The organism is Undibacterium sp. GrIS 1.8 (assembly GCF_040544445.1).
Lineage (GTDB): Bacteria > Pseudomonadota > Gammaproteobacteria > Burkholderiales > Burkholderiaceae_D > Undibacterium.
Map to the genome: position 1 here is coordinate 20,620 of NZ_JBEONQ010000042.1, position 21,591 is coordinate 42,210.

The 21,591-nt window shown below is 51.2% G+C and carries 17 protein-coding genes and 3 pseudogenes; 5 read left to right on the plus strand and 15 right to left on the minus strand.

Annotated features, from left to right (window positions below; all coding sequences use genetic code 11):
* Positions 1 to 158: 158 nt before the first annotated feature.
* Positions 159 to 2,246, plus strand: coding sequence for a transketolase (tkt, locus tag AAKU64_RS17325; protein ID WP_323492495.1), 2,088 nt, complete (start codon positions 159 to 161; stop codon positions 2,244 to 2,246).
* On the opposite strand, the pseudogene AAKU64_RS17330 reads toward tkt, so the two are convergent.
* From AAKU64_RS17330 to AAKU64_RS17395, 14 genes and pseudogenes are all read right to left on the minus strand, one after another.
* Positions 2,238 to 3,470: pseudogene (locus AAKU64_RS17330) on the minus strand (glucoamylase family protein). The gene tkt and the pseudogene AAKU64_RS17330 overlap by 9 nt on opposite strands.
* Positions 3,471 to 3,614: 144 nt before the next feature.
* A complete protein-coding gene (gene pgm, locus AAKU64_RS17335; protein ID WP_323492511.1) occupies positions 3,615 to 5,273 on the minus strand; it encodes a phosphoglucomutase (alpha-D-glucose-1,6-bisphosphate-dependent) in 1,659 nt (552 codons plus the stop codon).
* Positions 5,263 to 6,933 (minus strand): glucose-6-phosphate isomerase, encoded by a 1,671-nt coding sequence (gene pgi, locus AAKU64_RS17340; RefSeq protein WP_323492494.1) that lies wholly within the window; start codon positions 6,931 to 6,933, stop codon positions 5,263 to 5,265. Before pgi ends, pgm begins: the two co-directional genes overlap by 11 nt.
* Positions 6,930 to 8,027 (minus strand): transaldolase, encoded by a 1,098-nt coding sequence (tal, locus tag AAKU64_RS17345; RefSeq protein ID WP_323492493.1) that lies wholly within the window; start codon positions 8,025 to 8,027, stop codon positions 6,930 to 6,932. The genes pgi and tal overlap by 4 nt, the downstream gene beginning before the upstream one ends.
* Positions 8,028 to 8,275: 248 nt before the next feature.
* Positions 8,276 to 9,157 carry a F0F1 ATP synthase subunit gamma gene (locus AAKU64_RS17350; protein WP_323492492.1) on the minus strand — a complete coding sequence of 294 codons (882 nt, stop codon included), beginning with the start codon at positions 9,155 to 9,157 and terminating at the stop codon, positions 8,276 to 8,278.
* On the minus strand, positions 9,154 to 10,803 hold the full coding sequence (locus tag AAKU64_RS17355; RefSeq protein WP_323492491.1) for an alternate F1F0 ATPase, F1 subunit alpha: 1,650 nt from the start codon (positions 10,801 to 10,803) through the stop codon (positions 9,154 to 9,156). Before AAKU64_RS17355 ends, AAKU64_RS17350 begins: the two co-directional genes overlap by 4 nt.
* The gene (locus tag AAKU64_RS17360) at positions 10,800 to 11,639 is read right to left on the minus strand and encodes a F0F1 ATP synthase subunit B family protein (RefSeq protein ID WP_323492490.1); all 840 of its coding nucleotides are present in this window, start codon (positions 11,637 to 11,639) and stop codon (positions 10,800 to 10,802) included. Before AAKU64_RS17360 ends, AAKU64_RS17355 begins: the two co-directional genes overlap by 4 nt.
* Positions 11,640 to 11,641: 2 nt before the next feature.
* The gene (locus tag AAKU64_RS17365; protein WP_323492489.1) at positions 11,642 to 11,923 is read right to left on the minus strand and encodes a F0F1 ATP synthase subunit C; all 282 of its coding nucleotides are present in this window, start codon (positions 11,921 to 11,923) and stop codon (positions 11,642 to 11,644) included.
* Positions 11,924 to 11,946: 23 nt separating this feature from the next.
* Positions 11,947 to 12,672, minus strand: coding sequence for a F0F1 ATP synthase subunit A (locus AAKU64_RS17370; RefSeq protein WP_323493116.1), 726 nt, complete (start codon positions 12,670 to 12,672; stop codon positions 11,947 to 11,949).
* Positions 12,662 to 12,976, minus strand: coding sequence for an N-ATPase subunit AtpR (locus tag AAKU64_RS17375; RefSeq protein ID WP_323492488.1), 315 nt, complete (start codon positions 12,974 to 12,976; stop codon positions 12,662 to 12,664). Before AAKU64_RS17375 ends, AAKU64_RS17370 begins: the two co-directional genes overlap by 11 nt.
* Positions 12,969 to 13,304 (minus strand): AtpZ/AtpI family protein, encoded by a 336-nt coding sequence (locus AAKU64_RS17380; RefSeq protein ID WP_323492487.1) that lies wholly within the window; start codon positions 13,302 to 13,304, stop codon positions 12,969 to 12,971. The genes AAKU64_RS17375 and AAKU64_RS17380 overlap by 8 nt, the downstream gene beginning before the upstream one ends.
* Positions 13,297 to 13,686: a F0F1 ATP synthase subunit epsilon gene (locus AAKU64_RS17385; RefSeq protein ID WP_323492486.1), complete on the minus strand. Its 390-nt coding sequence runs from the start codon at positions 13,684 to 13,686 to the stop codon at positions 13,297 to 13,299. The genes AAKU64_RS17380 and AAKU64_RS17385 overlap by 8 nt, the downstream gene beginning before the upstream one ends.
* The gene (gene atpD / locus AAKU64_RS17390; RefSeq protein ID WP_323492485.1) at positions 13,683 to 15,194 is read right to left on the minus strand and encodes a F0F1 ATP synthase subunit beta; all 1,512 of its coding nucleotides are present in this window, start codon (positions 15,192 to 15,194) and stop codon (positions 13,683 to 13,685) included. The genes AAKU64_RS17385 and atpD overlap by 4 nt, the downstream gene beginning before the upstream one ends.
* A 197-nt stretch (positions 15,195 to 15,391) precedes the next feature.
* Positions 15,392 to 16,149, minus strand: a pseudogene (locus AAKU64_RS17395) (IS5 family transposase).
* A gap of 458 nt (positions 16,150 to 16,607) precedes the next feature.
* On the opposite strand from AAKU64_RS17395, the gene AAKU64_RS17400 reads away from it, so the two are divergent.
* The 4 genes from AAKU64_RS17400 (at position 16,608) to AAKU64_RS17415 (ending at position 21,044) form a co-directional block, all read left to right on the plus strand.
* Complete coding sequence (locus tag AAKU64_RS17400) at positions 16,608 to 16,811, plus strand: hypothetical protein (RefSeq protein WP_354362541.1); 204 nt, start codon at positions 16,608 to 16,610, stop codon at positions 16,809 to 16,811.
* Positions 16,812 to 17,171: 360 nt separating this feature from the next.
* Positions 17,172 to 19,487, plus strand: a complete 2,316-nt coding sequence (locus AAKU64_RS17405; RefSeq protein ID WP_354362542.1) for a heavy metal translocating P-type ATPase — start codon at positions 17,172 to 17,174, stop codon at positions 19,485 to 19,487.
* A gap of 267 nt (positions 19,488 to 19,754) precedes the next feature.
* Positions 19,755 to 20,732, plus strand: a complete 978-nt coding sequence (locus AAKU64_RS17410) for a RepB family DNA primase (RefSeq protein ID WP_323492484.1) — start codon at positions 19,755 to 19,757, stop codon at positions 20,730 to 20,732.
* A 51-nt stretch (positions 20,733 to 20,783) separates the two neighbouring features.
* On the plus strand, positions 20,784 to 21,044 hold the full coding sequence (locus AAKU64_RS17415; RefSeq protein ID WP_323492483.1) for a type II toxin-antitoxin system RelB/DinJ family antitoxin: 261 nt from the start codon (positions 20,784 to 20,786) through the stop codon (positions 21,042 to 21,044).
* A 220-nt stretch (positions 21,045 to 21,264) separates the two neighbouring features.
* Here AAKU64_RS17415 and AAKU64_RS17420 read toward each other — a convergent pair.
* Positions 21,265 to 21,591, minus strand: a pseudogene (locus AAKU64_RS17420) (transposase); the annotation flags it as partial.

Genomic DNA, 21,591 nt, shown 5'->3' on the forward strand with positions numbered 1-21,591 from the left:
ACACAAAAGGCGTAATACATTTTCGGACCGGCGCTGCTAGCGCTTAGCACGATTTGGTGTCTCGGGATTAATCAGGATCCTGCGTACGTTACCGTACTGACCAGGGTGAACAGAGCGCACAAGCTCCAGAAAGAAATAGCAACCAGGAGTTAAATAGCATGCATGCATTCAGTTACCCTTCGGCGCTTGATGCGTTGTGTGTCAATACGCTGCGCTTTCTCTCGGTCGATGCAGTACAGAATGCGAATAGCGGTCATCCTGGTCTGCCTTTAGGTGCTGCACCAATGGCTTACGTGCTGTGGACTGGTTTCCTCAAGCACCATCCAGCCAATCCGCACTGGTTCGACCGAGATCGTTTCGTGCTTTCGGCGGGGCATGGCTCGGCGTTACTCTACAGTTTGCTTCACCTAACAGGCTACGCACTACCGCTAGAACAACTCAAACAGTTTCGACGCTGGGGTAGTATCACACCAGGTCACCCGGAACGGGGACTGACGCCAGGCGTTGAAGTGACAACCGGGCCGCTCGGTCAGGGACTTGCCAATGCTGTAGGCATGGCACTATCCGAAGCGAATCTCGCCGCACGCTACAACCGCGACAGCTTCAAGGTAATCGATCATTTCACGTACGCGATTGTGAGCGATGGCGACTTAATGGAGGGCATTGCGGCAGAAGCAGCATCGCTAGCTGGACATCTGCAACTGGGTAAGCTAGTTTGCTTATACGACAATAATTATACGACTCTTTCGGCCAGCACCGACATGACGTTTACCGAGGACAGGTCGTGCCGCTTTGAGGCATATGGCTGGCATACACAATCGATCGAAGATGGTAATGACCTGGCAGCGATAGCGCTGGCGATAGAGGCCGCACGCGCCGAAACTAGACGACCTTCTATAATACTGGTGCATACGCATCTTGGATATGGATCACCCAACAAACAGGATTCATTCGAGGCACACGGCTCACCTCTCGGCACAGAAGAGTTGCGCCTGACCAAGCACAAACTTGGCTGGCCAGAAGATGCAATGTTTGAGATACCAGAGATGGCCCGTTTGCATTTTCTTGAAGCGACCATTTCCGGTGCACAAAGTGAAGCAACATGGCATGATCATTTTTCTGCCTATCAAACGATGTTCCCTGAACTGGCATTCGAGTTGCAACAACTGATGGAAAACGGCAGTGCTGCTTTACCAATAGGCTGGGATCAGGACATTCCGCAGTTCACGGCAGATGCCAAAGGTATGGCCACGCGTGTGGCCTCAGGCAAGGTCATGAATGCCATCGCGCCGCATCTTCCCGCTTTGATAGGCGGTTCTGCTGACCTCGACCCATCGACTCATACCGCACTAACAGGTTTTGGTGATTTCCAGCCTGCCGATCTGGACTCCAGCGACCACCAGGGTTCCAACGGCGGCGGCTGGCACGTTGCTGGTCGTAATCTGCACTTTGGTGTACGTGAACATGCAATGGGTGCCATCATAAACGGTATGGCTGCCCACGGTGGAAGTTTGCCATTTGCCGCGACTTTTCTGGTTTTCTCTGATTACATGCGTCCTGCGATACGCCTTGCCGCATTGATGAGTTTACACGTGGTATATGTTTTCACACATGACAGCATTGCGCTAGGCGAGGATGGTGCTACTCATCAACCGGTTGAGCAATTGGCGAATCTGCGCGCAGTTCCACGCCTTATTGTGATACGCCCGGCCGATGCCAATGAAACGGCAGTGGCCTGGCGAGTAGCGGTCGAAACTCCCGACCGGCCCGTGGCGCTGATATTGACGCGTCAGGACGTTCCCACTTTGGATCGAACAAAATTTTCCTCTGCCGACGGATTACGGTGTGGTGCTTACATTTTGGCCGAAGCCCCAAATGGTAAACCAGACATTATCCTCATTGCGAGCGGCTCAGAAGTCGCGCTGGTAGTGGCAGCGCAGAAGCAACTACTGAATCAGAATATTCAAGCTCGCATTGTTTCGATGCCAAGCTGGGAGCTGTTCGACGAACAGCCACGTGCTTACCGCGACGTGGTCTTGCCACCGGCATTAAAGATTAGACTCGCAGTCGAAGCAGGTGTGGCGCAAGGGTGGCATCGGTACGTGGGCGATCGAGGCGAGGTGCTCGCAGTAGATCATTTTGGCGCATCCGCAAGTGGCGACGTAGTGATGCGCGAATACGGCTTTTCTGTAGAAAATGTCTGTCGACGTGTAGCGGCGTTGCTACTCGAAGGAAATCTACTCTAGCCATCCACCCGTAAAATCTGCGCGCCGCAAACCTGCTTCAATGTATGGACAGTCTCGCATCAGGCGCCACGGTAGTCCGCTACGATAATTTTCCACCATCAGGATGATCGGACCCTGATCGATACCGAAATGCCAATGCGACACCCAACCGTGTGGGTTAAGTTTACTGGAAGGATAAGTGGCATTGTAGGTTGCCTTGAAACCATACGGATGACTGCCTGTCAAATCAAGCTGATATAAAAAGTAATCAATGGCTGGAAGTACAATCTCTGGAGCAAACGGCAACGACGCCACCACGGCCCATGGCGCAATTGTGCCATCGTCAGGGCCATGTGGTACCCCGCGTGCCACATAATCGAAAAACTCGCGTTTGACCCCGTCGAGCTCAATGATCGCTGGACCAGGGCCATCGCTAGCCGTAATACCCCAGCAACTATCATTATATCCTTTGAAGCCATGAGGATTGTCGATGGCATACCGTTGGTGAACTTAGGTTGCGCGTCGGCTGTTCTCGAAATAGTCGGTACCCTTGCTTCGCATGAACGCATCCTGGATACCTCGAAAATCTACCCAGATGTGCGACAACTGATGGGTGAACAAGGAGCCGGCGTATAGATAATCGATCCCGTAGCTGTGCTCCCATTGATAGGCAGACGACCAGGCAGTATAGCTGCTTGAAGGCAGTGGATTGGTTGGTGAACCTAGTCCAAGAATGTAAAGCAGCAGTGCCTCGTCATAACCCTTCCAGCGATATGGTAGAAACCCGCTTTCAGGCCTCCATCCGAGGGAAACTGCGGCGCCGTCTGCCTGCGACCACGGCCAGTCTGCTCGCAAATATAGTGCATCGGCTAACGAACGAATCTCGCTTTCGTCAGCCGTTGTTGCATCAAAATATTGACCAGCCATCAATGCACCGGCAAACAGAAACGCGCTATCAATAGTTGATAACTCACATTCCCAGGCACGCCGACCGGTTTGCATGTCCAGAAAATGATAGTAGAAACCCCTGTACCCGGTAGCGTCAGCCTCAGGGCCTTGCGGGCTGTTCCAGAAAAAGCGCAAAGTTGTCAAAACACGCTCAACTGCTGAATCCCTTGAAATAAAACCACGCTCAATTGCGACGGGATAGGCGGCCAATGCAAGGCCAACGGCTGCAATGCTGGCGGGCCAATCCGGCGCATTCTTGTCGATTACCAGTCCATTTTTGGGATTGGTTTCGTGCATGAAATAGCTAAAGGATTTGCGCTGAAGCAATTGCAACTCAGCTTCGGTAGATAGTTTCTTCTTAAGCACTTGAATTTTGACTAAATCGTTGTCCGTTGTGTTTCTATCTCACCTCGCTGGGGTTTCAAATCCCGTCGGTGGTTTTTACGCGTCATCTTTTCCTGACGCCAATACAGCATCCACAATCGCTTGCGCTTCTTTCACTATGCGCTGCAAATGGTCTTCACCACGAAAACTCTCTGCATAAATTTTATAGATGTCCTCAGTACCAGACGGGCGTGCCGCAAACCAGCCGCCTTCCGAGGTGACCTTTAAGCCACCAATCGCCACATCGTTGCCCGGTGCCTTGGTCAGGATACACTTAATTTTTTCACCAGCAAGCTCGGTACAGTGAAGCTGCTGCGGTGAGAGCTTCAGCAACATGGCTTTTTGCGCCGGTGTGGCGGACGCCTCAACCCTGTCAGCAACCGGGTCGCCGAATTCTTGTGTCAGCAAGCGATATTGTTCACCTGGGTCTCGTCCGGTATTCGCCATTATTTCTGCTGCAAGGAGTGCAGGCACCAGGCCGTCTTTATCTGTTGTCCAAACCGAACCATCGAGACGCAAGAAGGATGCACCAGCACTTTCTTCACCGCCGAAACCGAGTGAACCTTCGTACAGACCAGCGGAAAACCACTTGAAGCCAACCGGCACCTCAACCAGCTTACGTCCCAAACGGGCACACACACGATCAATCATCTGGCTGCTGACGACGGTCTTGCCGACGCCTGCGCCTTTCGACCATAGTGGACGATGCAGAAACAAATAATCAATGGCGACCGACAAATAGTGATTTGGCGGCATCAATCCTGCACCTGGCGTGACGATACCGTGCCTATCATGGTCAGTATCGCATGCGAAAGCAATGTCATAGCAATCCTTCAATCCTATCAGACGTTGCATGGCATATGGCGATGAAGGGTCCATACGTATACGCCCGTCCCAATCGACGCTCATGAAGCGAAAGCTTGGATCGACTTCGTCGCTGATTACACTCAGGTTCAAATTGTATTGCTCGCTAATTCTTGCCCAGTAATGCACGCCGGCGCCGCCGAGCGGATCAACTCCAAGACGAAGGTTTGCGCCGCGAATTGCCTTCATATCAATTATCTTGTCGAGATCGTCGACATAAGCGGCAAGGTAGTCGTATCTGTGCGTAGTGGCGGCATGCAGCGCTCTATCGAGGCGCATGCGTTTGACGCCTTTAAGCCCCTGTTCGAGAAAGCTGTTGGCTTTCGCCTCAATCCAATTAGTGACATCGGCATCTGCCGGACCACCATTCGGTGGGTTGTACTTGAAGCCGCCATTGTCAGGCGGGTTATGTGACGGCGTGATCACTATTCCATCTGCCAGTCTCATCGTTCTGCCGCGATTATGCGTAAGAATCGCCAGCGAGATTGCGGGTGTGGGCGTGTATTCGTCTTGCTCGGCCAGCATGATTTCGACACCGTTCGCAGCAAGTACTTCTATCGCGTTAACATAAGCTGGTACCGACAGCGCATGGGTATCAACCCCAAGGAAAAGAGGACCGCTGATGCCCTGACCAGCGCGGTACTCGCAGATTGCCTGATTGATTGCGAGTACATGCCATTCATTAAAGCTGTTGTCGAAAGAAGAACCACGATGACCTGATGTACCAAATGCAATACGCTGTCCCGCCACGGCTGGATCTGGCACCGCGCTGTAGTAGGCTGTTACGAGTTTGGGAATATCCACCAGAATCGACGTTGGTGCCAGTTTGCCGGCCAATGGGCTAAGCTTCATCATGTTGATTTCCGCGAAGTCGCCGGTAACGCCTGATCAGGGCATTGGTGGAACTGTCGTGATCCAGCTTAGGCTCATTCGTGCTCTCAAGTTCAGGGATAATTCGTTGCGCCAGATCTTTTCCCAGTTCAACACCCCACTGATCGAAGGAGTCAATCTGCCAAATGGCTCCTTGGGTAAAGACACTATGCTCGTACAGTGCAACCAGTTGCCCCAGCGTTTCCGGACTCAGGCGTTCGGCCAGGATGGTATTAGTCGGTCGGTTTCCTTCGCAAATGAGATGTGGCACCTGCCATGAAGGGGTGTTTTTTCCCTCAACTTGTTCCTTTGTTTTACCAAATGCCAGCGCTTCTGTTTGCGCGAACAAATTGGCCAGCAACAAGTCATGATGGCGTCCCAAGGCGATAAGCGGTTGGCAGAAACCGATGAAATCACATGGTACCAGTCTGGTTCCCTGATGGATCAGTTGATAAAACGAATGCTGCCCATTCGTACCAGGTTCCCCCCAATAAATTGGCCCAGTAGCTACTTCGACGGGTTCACCGCTGAGCTTAACGTGCTTGCCATTACTTTCCATCGTCAGTTGCTGCAGGTAGGCAGGAAACCGCTTAAGGTAATGCTCGTAGGGCAGTGTGGCGATTGTCTCTGCGCCCAGAAAATTATTATTCCAAATCGCTAGAATGCCCATGAGTACAGGTAGATTCCGATCAAACGGTGCACTCCTGAAATGGCTATCCATAGCATGAAAACCGGCAAGCATGGCGCGAAAGTTTTCTGCGCCGATGGCAAGCATTGTTGACAGGCCTATTGCTGAATTCATCGAATAGCGGCCTCCCACCCAATCCCAGAAAATAAACATATTTGCCGTATCGATACCAAATTCCGCAACGCCTTCCGCATTAGTAGATACAGCGACAAAATGACGTTGAACTGCCTTCTCATCTTTTAACTTTGACAGACACCAAGTGCGGGCCGAATAGGCATTAGTCAGGGTTTCGAGTGTTGAGAATGTTTTTGAACAAATAATGAACAAGGTTTCTTCTGGATCGAGATCGCGAGTCGCCTCTGCAAAGTCTGTACCATCGACGTTGGAAATAAAGCGAAAACACATGTCCCTGCGACTATAGTGGCGCAACGCTTCATAAGCCATGACCGGGCCGAGATCTGAACCACCGATGCCGATATTAACTACATTGCGGATCACCCGGCCAGTATGACCAAGCCAGTCCCCGCTACGCACGCTTTCGCAGAAAGCCGCCATTTGATCCAGTACAGCATGTACCTGCGGTACTACGTCCACTCCCTCAGTCTCAATTCGTTCGCTTGCCAGTGCCCGTAATGCGACATGAAGCACGGCGCGCTTTTCGCTTACATTGATCTGCTGACCACTGAACATTGCCTCAATCCGTGTAGCCAAACCACATTCGTCGGCCAACTGCAGCAGCAGTTTGATAGTTTCTTCGGTAACGCGATTCTTTGAGTAATCGAGATAGAGGCCAGCGCCTTCAGCAGCTAATCGCTCGCCGCGCTGCGGGTCGTCTGCAAATAGTTGCCGCAAATGCAGATCGCGAATCTGTCGATGATGCACCTCTAGGCTATGCCAGGCAGGTTGATCGACAAGTAGCCTGCGGGGCGGAAATATTGTTTTTTTTAAGCTCATATGCGGCTGGAGCTGGTTTTGACAAAACTTTTACTCTTGCATGCAATCACCGCCATCAAATCGTTCCATGACTTATAGAAAGATTCGATCCCCTCATGTTGCAACTGAGTGGCAAGCGAATCAACGTCTACACCGGCATCCGCAAAAACGGCGAGTTTTTTTTCTGCATCACCGCCATTCGCGGGCATGCTGCCATTTACTTTGCCATGATCGGCAAAAGCGAGTAAGGTCTTTTCGGGAATGGTGTTGATCGTGTCGGGTGCAGCAAGTGCCTGAAGATACAGCGTATCGGATGCCGCAGCGTCCTTGGTGCCAGTGCTTGCCCAAAGCAGACGCTGCTCTTGAGCACCTGCGGCTCTGAGTTTTCGCCAACGTGGAGTGACTAGCAGTTCCCGGTAGGTACAGTAGATGCGTTCGGCTATAGCGATACCCAGACGATTGGCAAGATCGGCAGGCACTTTGTTCTTGACTGCCACATCCCAGCGGCTGACAAAAATTGAAGCAACGGAGCCGACCATGGGATCAAGTCCCGCAGCAATTCGTCTTTCGATACCACGCATATACGCATCTGCCGCTGCCAGATATTGCGCGCGCGAAAATAACAATGTGACGTTAACCGGGATAGCCGAAAAAATAGATTCTTCAATAGCAACGAGCCCTGCAGGCGTACCCGGAATCTTGATGAACAGGTTTTCTCGCTGCGCAAGTGCGTGCAACTGCGTTGCTTCGCGTATTGTGCCAGCAGCATCATTTGCCAGCAAAGGCGATACCTCCAGAGACACCCAGCCGTCGATACCAGCTGTTGCATCATGTATAGGACAAAACAAATCGGCTGCTTGCGTCAAATCTTCAAGCGCAAGGTCAAAGAACAGGGTTTCAATTGAACTGACGCTGAGCGATTTTTCGTGAATTGCTTCATCGTATAAATTCGTATCGCGGATAGCGTGGTGGAAAATTGTCGGATTGGAGGTAAGCCCGGTGATAGCCAGGTCATTCACGTAGTGCTGCAGAGTATCGTTTTCTAGCAAATCGCGTGTGATGTTGTCGAGCCAAAGGCTTTGTCCTAACTGGTGAAGTTGCTGTGCAGCGTTCATGGCGATTTCCTGTTCTCTTCAACATTACGCCGCAAGTTAGCGGCACCTGCTTACATTCCGCTTACTCGTCATTTGTCTATGACGGTGTTAGCACGACTCTTTTGAATATATGAGGTAAATTCAATGGCGTCAGTACGCCAGCAAACATAAATTGACTACAACTGACATAGACTCAGCACTCCCACCATATCAATCAGATTTCGAGGTGTTTCAGGAGTTCCTCCTCTTTCCGGCTTGACCAATTCAAGCTAAGATTTTACAAATGCCGCGAAACCGGAAATGACATCAAACAACTCCTCGTCGATGCCGCTTTGCCTCTGTTGATGAAAACTGCGGTTCAAATCGTCAAGTAATTCCTCAATATTTTTCTCTGCACGTTGCATCGCTGACAGACGGCTAGCATTTTCGCTCGCCAGGGATTGGGCACATGCCATGAACACAGTCACAAAAAGGTATTCGCGCACGAAGGCAAGCAGCGCTTCATTTTTTTGATTCATGATCTCAGGCAAATTCTTGGTGGGCCAATCAACGACGGCAAGATCGCGTCGCCAAACATCGTCAAATGGCAAAAGTCGTCGGCTAACTGGCGCATAAGTTGATCCAGAAATACGACGATTGTAGAATAGGTATATCTGTGTAACGGAACCCTGCTCACGTATGGCTTCAATTGCGATTAAGATCTCACCAACCAGAATCGAAATCGTGCTCGTTGAATTGGGCAATGAAAAGCTTCTTTCAGCAACCATCTTGGTTTCGGCTAATCGTGATTCAATGCGTTCGCCAACAGCCCATACCATTTTTTTCCCTGGTAGCAAGGCCAGGGTAGTGTCCACAAAGTCCACCATCACGTCGTTGAATTGACCGACAAGTCCCTGGTCAGAACCGAACACGATTGCGCCTATTCCGTCTGCTTTTTTTTGTAGAGTTGACGATGGAACAGCTGGTGCATTCTGACGAAGACAGGCAGTCAATCCCAATTGTACGGTTCGATAATAGTCGTCGAGCGAACGCAAGGCGTTTTCGTACTGTCCAATACTGGACGCAGCCACAGCCTTCATTGTACGCACTACGGATTGAAGATTTGCAGCGCTGTCAATTTTGTGGCGCAGACTTGTCATGGTATCGCTCATGGCAGCGTCTCGTCAGCAACCTTGGGTTTCAATTTCAATTTGTCGTTCTTTAATGCATTTACTTTTTCGTTTTCCAATTCTTGCAATTTTTTTGTTTTTGATTCATTACTGTCTGGCACAGTTTGAAATTCAATGAGTGCTGTACGAGCTATTTGGAGTATACAGGCCCTATCCTCTCCGCTCAAAGTATCTGCACTTTCAAATCGTGCGCTTACGGCTGAGGGCAGGCTTGGAGCTGCCATGCGAACGGCATGCTCTGCGTCATTCATACGGTTAAGCGGGACAGTATCAAACAGCTTGCCGGTCAAGGCAAGTAACACAGCGATTTGTGAAGACACTGAAACTGGTGCAGACTCGGGCTGTTTGAGGCAAGCGCGAATCCGTAATCCGTGCTCAATAATTGCCGATGTGTTTTCATCAAGCTGAGCACCAAACCTGGCGAAGGTTTCTAGCTCCTCAAACTGGGCATAAGCGAGTTTGAGATCACCTGCTACCGCCCGGTAGGCAGCACTCTGCGCTTTGCCCCCAACTCTGGAAACCGATTTTCCTACGTCGACAGCAGGAAGAATACCTAATTCAAATAGTGAAGGCGACAAGTAAATTTGACCATCCGTAATCGAAATCAGATTGGTCGGAATATAAGCTGAGATATTTTGCGCCTGGGTTTCAATAATGGGCATTGCAGTGAGAGAACCACCTCCCCGTTTTTCGCAAAGATGCGTGGCGCGCTCAAGCAGTCGCGAATGAATGTAGAAAATATCGCCTGGAAACGCCTCGCGTCCAGGTGGTCGGCGTAGTAGAAGAGACAGTTCGCGGTAGGCCCGCGCATGCAATGTGAGATCATCATATACAATCAGCACATCGCGTCCAACCTCCATAAAATACTCTGCGATACTGGTCGCCGCATAGGGCGCGATGTAGGTAAGACCGGGCGGGTCGTTTCCATCTGTCACGACGACAACCGTGTAATCCAGTGCATCTTTTCCCCTCAACGTAGCCACTGTCTTTGCTACAGCAGAGGCACGCTGACCAATCGCGCAATATACACAAACTACATTCTTTCCCAACTGGTTGAGAATAGTGTCGATAGCAATTGCTGTCTTCCCTGTTTGTCTATCACCAAGTATTAGTTCGCGCTGGCCAAGTCCAATCGGTATGAGCGCGTCTATCACCTTCAAGCCCGTTTGCAGAGGTACAGTCACCGAAGCACGGTCCATGATGGCAGCTGCAGCCCGCTCGATTGGTAATCGTTGACTAGAAACCACTGCACCGTTACCATCAAGTGGCCGCCCAAGTGGATCAATGACGCGCCCCAGCAAACCATCTCCGACAGCTACGTCCATGACGCGGCCGGTGCGTTCGACGTCATCACCCGCATGTAATTGCCAATAGTCGCCTAGCAGCACAATACCTATTTCATCCTCGTCGACGTTGAATGCAATACCGTACACGTCACTTTGAAATTTCACCAGCTCTTCATAGCCGACACCAAGAAGACCCGAAACATGGGCTACACCATTGGAAACGCTGGTGATTAAGCCCATTTCTCGCGGGACAAGTTGCTGCGTGAAAGCGTCCCGCCCCACAATTAGTCCGGAAAATGCCTGATCGAAAGCCACTTTTAACTGATTGGGCAACGCGCTCATTTTTTCGCCTCGCCCAAAGCCACTGAATGCTCGGCTGAGGGTTCAGGTATCGCAACTTCAGCGGTGACCTCCAGTTTAGATTGCGTTATCACAGATGCAGCGATGCTATTTTCCATTTGGTCGATATAGTCAACCATATTCCATGAGATTCTCTGACCATGGATGCTTAATTCAATCCCACTGATCAATTTTGGCGCGGTCTCAAAATGGACGTTCACGGTGGAATTCAATAGCGCATTGAGTTCCATTTGCAGTGCAGTTTCTTGCACCTTTGGCAGATCGAAGGCGCTGCGCACACGTACCGGATCGGATATGCCTTTCATTGCGACGACCAGACTGGCTCTGTCCCCGTCGTTAAGTGCGCGCAGGCGGTGCAAGAACATCTCGGTTATGCGTTCCTCCAGCTTCGTATCTGCGAGATCGATCAGCGTTTTTCGAGTGATGGCAAAAACTTCCTCGTGAGTACGACGAATGATCTCCTCATGCAGATTATGTTCTTCACTTTCCATTTGTAATTGTTGCTTGGTATGCAAAGCTTCTGCCGTCGCCCGCGCGGCGTCGATCAAACGCAGACGTTCAGTATTCGCATCATTTGTGGCCTGCTCAAGTAGCTCTGACCGTTGCTGGTCGAACGAGGCGTTCTTTTTCTGAAACTCATCCTGTTCCGCCAGAGCATCGACTCGTTTTGCGTTAGCATCAGCCAGTTCTTTTGCGATGCTTGCCTCTCGCCCATCAATGGCATCCAAGATGGGTTTATACAGAAACCGTTTCAGCAACCAAACCAAAACCAGGAAGTTGAGTGTTTGTGCACCGACGGTGAACCAATCAATCAGCATGACTATTTCCCAGCAACATGGGCGATCACAGTGTTCCAGAATGGATTAGCGAAAATGAGTATCATCGACACAACAAAGCAATAAATCGCAGTGGACTCAATCATTGCCAGACCGACAAACAAGGTGCGTGTGATGGTGGCAGAAGCATCGGGCTGTTGCGCCAGCGCTGTAAGTGCAGTGGCAACCGCTCTACCCTCAGCCAATGCCGGTCCCAGGCAACCGAATCCGGTGGTGAGGCCAGCGATGACAATTGATGCCACTGCGATAATGGTCATACTATCCATGGTAGTTCCTTCTTTTACTTGCTTTAATCATTGGCATCCACCATAGGTGGCAGAAGTGGGTCAACCTTTGGCGCAATCTTGCGCTTGCGAACACGTGTGGCGGCGGCGATGTAAACCGCAGCCAGAATAAAGAAAATGTAGGCTTGCACCATACCGGTAAGTAGGCCCAATGCAGTCATCACGATCGGGAACAGAAAAGGTGTGATAGTGAGTAAAATAGCGACAATCATCGCTCCACTCATCATGTTGCCAAACAGGCGGACAGCCAACGCCAACGTGCGCGACAGCTCACTGATGAGATTGAACGGTAGCATGATGATGGTCGGCTCTATATAGGATTTCAGATAGCCGACGATTCCTTGGTCCTCGATACCGAACATAGGCACTGCCACAAGCACGCATAGAGCCAGTGCTGTCGTAGTTGAGAGTGAACCCGTCGGTGGTTCGTAGCCCGGAATGATCGTACACAAGCTAGCAGTCGCAACGAACAGGAACAAAGTCCCCAAAAAACCGATATATTTCCTCGGATTACGCAGGCCAACGTCCACGATTTGCTTGTTGATGGTGGTAATAATGATTTCAAGCAGATTTTGCCAGCGCGACCGCCGCATGTCGATAGACAATCTGCGGGTGATGTATTTTGAACCAACTACCAATATCAACATCACCCCCCATGTATACGCAATGGTGGCATTGATCTTGAGAACACCATATTGCCAGAAGATCATTTCATCAGGACTAAGTCGCACGATTGGACTTCTCCACTGGTTGAGTAAGCGAAACAATAGTTGATCGCGTAAAGTACATCACCAAGGTGCGTGCCATGAGAAATCCTAGTACACATGCCAGCAGCCTCTGCCAGTGACCGTTCGTCACAAAATGAAAACCAATCAAAGTAATAGCCATGCGCAGCAGCAAGCTGACTGAAAGCCATATTACTGACCGTGTCGATGCCATAGCGTGGCGAACAGTCCACCAAAGGCCACCAAAAAAGAAACCGCCGAAACCGACGCCAGCTATCAATGCAATTGCCAGTGACAAGATATCATTCATCGCCAGCCTCATCTTCCTCCCGCATTGCCATCTCCTCCTTAGCGACCCAGTGCCACGCGTTGAAACAACCAAGCACCAGACCAGCCACAAGTAACGCTAAGGTCCATGAGCGCCCATCTGGATTGCGCTGATCTAACCAGTGTCCCAACGCCGCACCTAGTAGCGTGGGAACAACTATTGACCAGCCGATCAATCCCATCATACCCATACCAAACCAGACACCCTGATTCTTGTTGCCACTCGCCTTGAGCTTGCGTCGTGCTTTCGCACCAACCTCGTCGGCCAGAGTTGGCGGTACTTTAATTATTTTTCCGGGTTCATTATTCATGGTGAAAATTGGCAAAGCCTCGCAAGAATCCAGTCTCCAATTTCGCCATGACTGTGCGCACATTTTGCTCGCGTACACCCACGGTCAAAAATTCCCGCTCAACAGCATCTCGTAATTGCGCAAGATCGGTTCCACCTATTGCCTGGCGCACCGACACAAGGACATTCGTGCCAGCCTTGACCAGCACGCCTTGATCGACTGCCACAAAGACCTCGCCATCGGCTAAGGTTTCGTAGATGAATATCCCTGGCGCCAGCGCTACAACACAATCGAGTCGATGTGGAAGAAGCCCAAATGAACCCTCTGGCATCTGAGCCACAATGCGCATGACGCTTGTGGTGTCGACGAATATCTTGAACGGTAAAAGGATCTTGAGATTCATGCTGTGGTCGCCACATCAGATTCACCTTCGGCCGTCGATTTTGATGCCAAGCCAGGATGCAGGTGTGGTACTGTCACGACTGGCTTATCTACTTTCTGATTTGCAATTGCTTCTTCTATCGCACCGATCATATATAGCGAACTTTCAGGCATGTCTTTGAATTCGTCACGTAAAATCCGTTCACATCCATCCAACGCATCTTTCAAGCTCACCAATTTCCCTTGATGGCCGGTAAATTGTTCGGTCGTAAAAAATGGTTGCGTGAGGAAACGTTCCAGGCGACGTGCGCGGGCAACAACCTTTCGGTCTTCTGGCGAAAGCTGCTCGAGACCAAGCATCGCAATGATGTCCTTGAGTTCCGCATACTGCGCAAATGTGCGTCGGATTTCTTGTGCCAATGCGTAGTGTCGTTCGCCTATAATCCCGGGTGTCGCCATCTTGGAACTCGACTGCAGGGGATCGATGGCTGGAAACAGGCCTTCGCTGGCCCGCTTGCGCGACAGTACAATAGAGGCAGACAGATGTGAAAATGTATGCACCGCGGCAGGATCGGTGAAATCGTCAGCAGGTACATACACTGCTTGAATAGATGTAATGGCACCGCCATCCGTGTTGGCTATGCGCTCCTCCAGGCTTGACAACTCCGTCCCCATGGTCGGCTGATAACCCAAGCGCGAAGGCATCTGCCCCATCAGACCTGATACTTCCGAACCAGCTTGGATGAACCGGAAAATATTATCGATCAACAGAAGTACATCACGGTGTTCGTCATCCCGAAAATATTCGGCCATCGTCAACGCTGCATGACCTACACGAAAACGACTACCCGGCGGTTCATTCATCTGGCTGAATATCATGGTCATGTTGGGCAGTACGCCAGCTTCTTTCATATCGTGGTAAAGCTCCTGGCCTTCGCGGCAACGTTCGCCAATTCCACAAAAAATGCTGACACCGTCCTGGTGGCCGACCATGTTGTGAATCATTTCAGTAAGCATGACTGTTTTACCAACGCCCGCTCCGCCGAACAAACCGGTCTTTCCCCCTCGCTCAAGCGGCACCAGCACGTCAATGAGCTTGATGCCAGTCGCAAAAATTTCGGATTTATTTGACCTACCGGCCAGCGGCGGCGGTGCCCGATGCACTGATCTCCATTGCACATCCAAGGGCGCGGGCTGGCCATCAATCGCATTGCCGAACACGTCAAACATACGGGAGAGAATATTTTTTCCAACTGGTACCTTTAATGGCCCACCAGTGTCTTTCACCTCCATACCGCGAGCCAAACCTTGGGTGGGAGTCAACGCAATTGTACGAACATGGGTCGCACTGGGCTGGGTCAGCACTTCGAGAATGATGCGCCCTTCATTTGCATGAAGAACTGTATGGATCGGTGGCAGGAGGCTATCAAAACGAACGTCCACTACACTACCATGAACCGAGATTACAGTTCCCCGATTGATGGATCGCATTTCCTCCAAATTCTTCGCCATGTTTTCAGTTAGATGCATTTCGGCATTCACAGGAATGTTGTTTCGATAAAGCGAAAAAGTCTGTTATCTGTTATGAATGGTAGCGACACAGGTGCGGTCAATGCTTGTTGCCCACGTTTCGTATAACTATAATGTCAAAATCTATGAGACCTGTCTGTGCGTTGTAGCACAGTTATCTTCAAAGCTCGCTGCTCTATACTAGGGGCTGTTAACAATCAAGCGATCCAGATGTAAGCGCAAACGAAGTTAAGGAAAGACAAGTAGTTACGAGCCAGTTTTTCATAGCGTGTTGCGATGCGTCGGAATTGCTTGATTCGATTAAAAAAACGTTCGACCAAGTTACCGTCTTTATACAGATGCCGATCAAAGTCGCGCTGAACCACGCGATTGCGCTTGGACGGAATGACTGCTGTCGCACCGCTGGCGTGAATGCTGTCAATCAGATCGTTGGCATCGTAGCCCTTGTCGCCCAGTACCGCATCGGTTTTCAAACCTTCCTGCAGCGGTTTGGCTTGCGTAATATCGGCCACCTCGCCACCAGTCAACAGTCAGCGCACTAGATTGCCGTGCGCATCGACAACCGCGTGAATTTTGCTGGTCCATCCACCACGCGAGCGACCTATCGCTTGATACCCTTCTTTTTTTGGGCGCCAGCCGCATGTTGGTGCGCACGTACAGCCGTACTGTCGATCATCAGCATTTCCAAAGCACGATCACCACTGACGGCTTCGATCAAGCGCTGCCATACACCCGACTCACTCCAGCGCTTGAACCTCATGTACGTCGTGTGCCAATTGCCCAATTCAGACTGCAAGTCCCGCCACGGCGAACCCGTACGTACGATTCAGAGCACCACTTCAAAAAATAGACGATTATCCTGCGCGATCGCCCCGGGATCGCTCGGCTTGCCCGGCAATAGCGGGGATAATTTCTCCCATTGGTCATCGCCCAATAGTTTCCTGATCTCTTGCATCTTCGGTACTCAGTTATTCAAATACCGAATGTAGACACATTTTATTGATTGTTAACAGGCCATAAGCATCTCGACGGAACTTAACATTGGTTGAGGTCACATCGGCCGCGGGGATTAATCAGATACAGACGCACCGACTGGTGCAGTTGAAGTTACTGGTGTTGGCGCGCACCGAATATTTACATTACTGGCTCAGATTGGTTATCAAGCGATTAATTCGCTGCTAATGTCCAACCATGTTAAGAGACTAGATTTGGGTGCTTTCGATAACTGAATAAAAATAGCTCCCATATCCTAGCCAATACCTGTGTGCAGTGTTTATTCGATATTGCGTGCGATACCGCACTGTTAAATCCGATTTGCAGACATACAGTGGAACGTACGGTGATCGGGCGAACGCTCAGTCATTTCATCCCGTCTTTCGGTTCGTCGACTTCTCCCACTTAGGAAAATACACCATGACACATACCAACGAAGCGAGTGTTCTACACAAACAGGCTGCCAGCGATCACGAGGCAGCTGCAATGCACCACCACAAAGCAGCTGAATGCCACGACCAAAACAAGGTGAGTGACGCCAAGACCAGTTCAAAGACTGCAATGGACTGCTGCAACACCGCACAAAAGCATACAAAAACCGCCTGCGACTGTTCTGCGAAGTAATTTGTTTAGAAGGCGGTCGTTGATGAAGCCACTCGCGGTATGACGAGCAATGTACTTAGTTCAGACCGCTAGTTCGAGAATCCGGAAGTTCTAAATTTTGCTGAATCGAGATTGAATATGAAAAACTGGACTACTTTGTTAATTGTGATCGCGCCGCTGGACAACGTAGAGGCGCGTTGGCGTAGGGTTCAATGATGCAGGGCAGCATGTGGGACGGTGGCTGGATGGGTGGATACGTTAGCCCATGGGGTGCAATATGTCTAGTTGCAGTCATCGCTGTCTTCGCGTTGTGGATCATCATTCAGCGCAAGGGCAAGTAATTAATAGATCGTCGTCTACCGCCTACCTGAGAGTGAACCCATGAATCCAATTTCTGCTCCGATTAAAGACCCTGTGTGCGGCATGGACGTGACAGACAAGTCTCAGCATCACATTGACCACGAGGGGCAACCCTACTATTTTTGCAGTGCCAAGTGCCAGGACAAGTTCGCCGCCGATCCACAGCGATATAAGGTTCCAGCGTTAGCGGTTAGAGCGGTTCCAAAGCTGGTTGCTGCCACGCCGAACACGATCTACACATGCCCGATGCACCCCGAAGTACGCCAGGACCACCCTGGCAACTGTCCAAAATGCGGCATGACGCTAGAGCCTGAACTGCCCGCGCTGGAGGGAGATGACAATCCTGAGCTTCGTGACTTCTCACGTCGATTCTGGTGGACGCTGCCGTTGACAGTCATCGTATTCGTGCTGGCTATGTTCGGTCATCTTTTACATTTGATGGATATGGTCACTCAGAGCTGGGTTGAAATGGTTCTAGCGGTACCGGTCGTATTGTGGGCCGGCTGGCCCTTCTTTGTTCGCGGATGGCAGTCTGTACTGAATCGAAGTCTGAACATGTGGACATTGATTAGCTTAGGGACTGGTGCCGCGTTTATTTATAGCGTAGTCGCCACGGTCGAACCCCAGTTATTTCCAACATCTTTCATTTCCATGGGACGCGTAGCGGTGTATTTTGAAGCTGCGGCGGTGATCATTTCGCTCACCCTGATGGGGCAACTGTTGGAGCTCAAGGCCAGGTCCCAGACCTCGGCGGCGATCAAGTCTTTGCTTGGCTTGAGTCCCAAGACAGCGCGCCGCATCCGCGCAGATGGCGGCGAGGAAGACGTGCCCCTGAGCGATGTCCACGTGGGCGACTCGCTGCGAGTTCGCCCTGGCGAAAAGGTCCCCGTGGACGGAGCCGTTACTGATGGCGGCAGCGCCGTCGATGAATCAATGATCACAGGCGAGCCCGTGCCCGTAAGCAAACGGGTGGGCGACAAGGTGATTGGTGCAACGCTCAATACCAGCGGCGCTTTGGTCATTCGCGCCGAAAAAGTGGGGGCCGAGACGGTGCTGTCCCAGATTGTACAGATGGTGGCACAAGCTCAGCGTTCCAAGGCACCGATGCAGCGAATGGCAGATGTCGTGGCTGGTTACTTTGTCGCTACAGTCTTGGCCATATCCGCTCTGACTTTCATCGCATGGGGATTTTTTGGACCTGAGCCGAGCTGGGTCTTCGGATTAGTCAACGCAGTAGCGGTTCTAATCATCGCTTGCCCCTGCGCATTGGGGCTGGCCACGCCAATGTCCATCATGGTCGCTACTGGTCTAGGAGCCACCCGCGGTGTGCTGTTTCGCGATGCCGCAGCGATCGAGAACCTGCGCAAGGTTGATACGCTCATCATTGACAAGACAGGCACGCTGACGGAAGGCCACCCCGTATTTGATCGAACGGTTCCGGCGGTTGGATTTGAAGCGGACGAGGTTCTTCGTCTGGCTGCGAGCTTGGACCAAGGTAGTGAACACCCGCTCGCCAATGCTATTGTGCAGGCTGCTCACGAGCGTGGCTTAAAACTAGACAAGTCAGAAAACTTTGAGTCTGCATCAGGCATAGGAGTGCGCGCTCAAGTTGCAGGGCATCAGCTTGCACTTGGTAACAGCGCGTTCATGCAGCAGGTCAACGTTTCGGTCTCACCGATGATGACCCAGGCAGAAGGCATGCGTGGTGAAGGCGCAAGCGTGATGTTTCTTGCGGTCGATGGGAAGCTGGCTGGGTTGCTGGTAGTGTCTGACCCAATCAAGAAGAGCACACCCGAAGCCTTGGCTACCTTGAAGGCGGCCGGCCTTCGCATTGTGATGGCCACAGGAGATGGCCTAACAACAGCCAAAGCCGTTGGTGCTCGCTTGGGCATCGACGAAGTGCATGGTGAAGTCAAACCTGCCGACAAGTTAATCCTCGTCGAGAAATTGCAAAAAGAAGGACGTATCGTGGCGATGGCCGGAGACGGCATCAACGATGCTCCGGCGCTGGCCAAAGCGGATGTCGGCGTTGCCATGGGCACAGGGACGGACGTGGCAATGAACAGTGCCCAGCTCACTTTAATCAAGGGCGACTTGCGCGCTTTGGCAACTGCGCGTTTACTTTCCGAAGCGTCGGTGACCAACATGAAGCAGAATCTCTGGTTCGCTCTGCTCTACAACGCGCTAGCGATTCCGATTGCGGCGGGAGTCCTGTATCCAATGACTGGGTGGCTGCTGTCCCCCATGATAGCAGCGCTGACTATGAGCTTTAGCTCGGTCTCGGTCATTGGCAATGCTCTGCGCCTAAAACACACAGAACTGGCTTACTCTCGATAACCGTGAATACCTAAAAGCCATACAGATATGTTGATTTGCATCTGAAACAGTCCCATCACTTCATACCTTACAGTTCCGGTCAGCGGCAACACACAAATATATTAGATTAACCGTTTTCCATGTTAAATATGGCTTTTAAACTCAACCCTGTCAAACAGCGTCGTAAATTTTCCAGTTGTCAGCGCGGGGCGTTTCCAGAGAGATTCACAGAAGCCCTTGCGGCTATTGGATCGACGAAAATTACCTGGACGCTGAATTTCAATTGAAGTGGAAAATTCTCTGCGCTGTTTAACAACCAAGGGATTTACGCCGGATGACATGGCGCAGCGCACACCGGAAATGCAACGCTTGCAAAAGCGGGGAGAAAATATTTACTACACGCCACTGTCTGAATCGAAGCACCATATTTTGATTGACGACATGAACCGCGCCAAGCTCGATAAGTTCATTGCAGATGGCTACAAACCAGCGGTTATACTGGAAAGCAGTCCTGGAAATTACCAGGCAATCGTGACAGTGCCAAAGCTCGGAACTGCCCATGATCGTGATGTGGGCAACCGACTCAGTGACCGACTGAACAAGGAATACGGCGACCCGAAATTATCGGGCTGCATCCACCCGCACCGCGCACCATCGTATCAGAATCGCAAGCTGAAACACCGGCGCGACGATGGTACTTTTCCAGAGGTGAAATTACTCAAGGCGGAAAAGCGCGAGTGTGACAAGACACTGCATGTATCCCGCGAGATTGATGCGGAATATCAGAAGTTGGCACAGCAAAAAACGCAGCAAAAAGAGCGCGAACCAAAAGCGGAAATCAAGATTGACGCGCCAGCCGGTGGCGTGGCGCAAGCCTACCAAAAACACTATGAGGATGTGATTGCTCGACAGCGTGGCGGGGCGATTGACCTATCGCGCGTGGACTCGATGATTGCGGTTCGCCTGCGCGTCACAGGCTATCAGCAAGGCGAGATTGCAAATGTGGTAAAGCAGTGCGCACCGGCCACCAGACCGAAGGAAGAAGCCCGTGACTGGAACGACTACGCGCAGCGCACCGCCCGCTATGCCTACAGCGCCGCAGGCGACCGTCAAGCTACCGAGCTTGGCAAGTACCGCCAGCAGTGGGAGAAGCTGGAAGGGCGTGAGCCAGTTAAGCTGCTACAGAAGAAGCAAGAAATTGTGCAGGAAGTGCAGGAGAAGGCGCAGAAGATCGAGCGGGACAACGCACCGAGTATGAGTCGCTAGCATTCGTGGCTTGTTTGAGCTACAATAAAACTTATTCATAGGAGATTAATCATGGCTGCAACGGCATTTGTCCGGGCGCGGATAGACGAAACGCTAAAAAACGAAGCCGCTGCCGTGCTGGCTGGTATGGGGCTTACTGTGTCTGACGTGGTGCGTATTGCGTTGACCAAAATTGCCAAGGAAAAGGCATTGCCGTTCGATATGCGCACGCCCAACAAAACGACGGCAATAACATTGGTAAAGAGCGAGCGCGGTGAAGATGTGTACCACGCTAAAGATGCTGATGATCTGTTTGGACAGCTTGGTATTTAATGCGTCAGCCTGACTATTCCGGCCAGTTCAAACGCGACGTGAAGCAGTCGCAAAAACGTGGCAAGGATATGTGTCAAACAGCGTCGTAAATTTTCCAGTTGTCAGCGCGGGGCGTTTCCAGAGAGATTCACAGAAGCCCTTGCGGCTATTGGATCGACGAAAATTACCTGGACGCTGAATTTCAATTGAAGTGGAAAATTCTCTGCGCTGTTTAACACCCATTAGTCGATGGCTTAGCTTCGGCAAATCGGATCACTGCTCTTGCTCCATGAATCAATAGTGTGCGTAAATAAGTGTCGCCCCGTTTGCTGATGCCTAGAAGCACTGATTTGCCACCACTGGAGTGCTGTCGCGGAACAAGCCCTAGCCATGCAGCTAGCTGACGCCCGTTATCGAAGTTCTTAGCATCGCCAATTGATGCCACCAATGCCGTGGCAGTGATGGGACCTATTCCTGGGATTTCAGCAAGCTTTCTACTCGTCTCTGAAGAGCGGTGCCATTGCTGAATTTTTTCATCCATCTCATCGACCTGTTTATCAATGTCTTT

Bases quoted from the DNA above. Each gene is read 5' to 3' on its own strand.
- AAKU64_RS17405 (WP_354362542.1), top strand. From the start codon at position 17,172: ATGAATCCAATTTCTGCTCCGATTAAAGACCCTGTGTGCGGCATGGAC.
- AAKU64_RS17355 (WP_323492491.1), bottom strand. From the start codon at position 10,803: ATGAGCGCGTTGCCCAATCAGTTAAAAGTGGCTTTCGATCAGGCATTT.
- tal (WP_323492493.1), bottom strand. From the start codon at position 8,027: ATGAACGCTGCACAGCAACTTCACCAGTTAGGACAAAGCCTTTGGCTC.
- AAKU64_RS17375 (WP_323492488.1), bottom strand. From the start codon at position 12,976: ATGAATGATATCTTGTCACTGGCAATTGCATTGATAGCTGGCGTCGGT.
- AAKU64_RS17350 (WP_323492492.1), bottom strand. From the start codon at position 9,157: ATGAGCGATACCATGACAAGTCTGCGCCACAAAATTGACAGCGCTGCA.
- AAKU64_RS17400 (WP_354362541.1), top strand. From the start codon at position 16,608: ATGACACATACCAACGAAGCGAGTGTTCTACACAAACAGGCTGCCAGC.
- AAKU64_RS17415 (WP_323492483.1), top strand. From the start codon at position 20,784: ATGGCTGCAACGGCATTTGTCCGGGCGCGGATAGACGAAACGCTAAAA.
- AAKU64_RS17385 (WP_323492486.1), bottom strand. From the start codon at position 13,686: ATGAATCTCAAGATCCTTTTACCGTTCAAGATATTCGTCGACACCACA.
- pgi (WP_323492494.1), bottom strand. From the start codon at position 6,933: ATGAGCTTAAAAAAAACAATATTTCCGCCCCGCAGGCTACTTGTCGAT.
- AAKU64_RS17360 (WP_323492490.1), bottom strand. From the start codon at position 11,639: ATGCTGATTGATTGGTTCACCGTCGGTGCACAAACACTCAACTTCCTG.
- atpD (WP_323492485.1), bottom strand. From the start codon at position 15,194: ATGCATCTAACTGAAAACATGGCGAAGAATTTGGAGGAAATGCGATCC.
- AAKU64_RS17365 (WP_323492489.1), bottom strand. From the start codon at position 11,923: ATGGATAGTATGACCATTATCGCAGTGGCATCAATTGTCATCGCTGGC.
- AAKU64_RS17380 (WP_323492487.1), bottom strand. From the start codon at position 13,304: ATGAATAATGAACCCGGAAAAATAATTAAAGTACCGCCAACTCTGGCC.
- pgm (WP_323492511.1), bottom strand. From the start codon at position 5,273: ATGAAGCTTAGCCCATTGGCCGGCAAACTGGCACCAACGTCGATTCTG.
- tkt (WP_323492495.1), top strand. From the start codon at position 159: ATGCATGCATTCAGTTACCCTTCGGCGCTTGATGCGTTGTGTGTCAAT.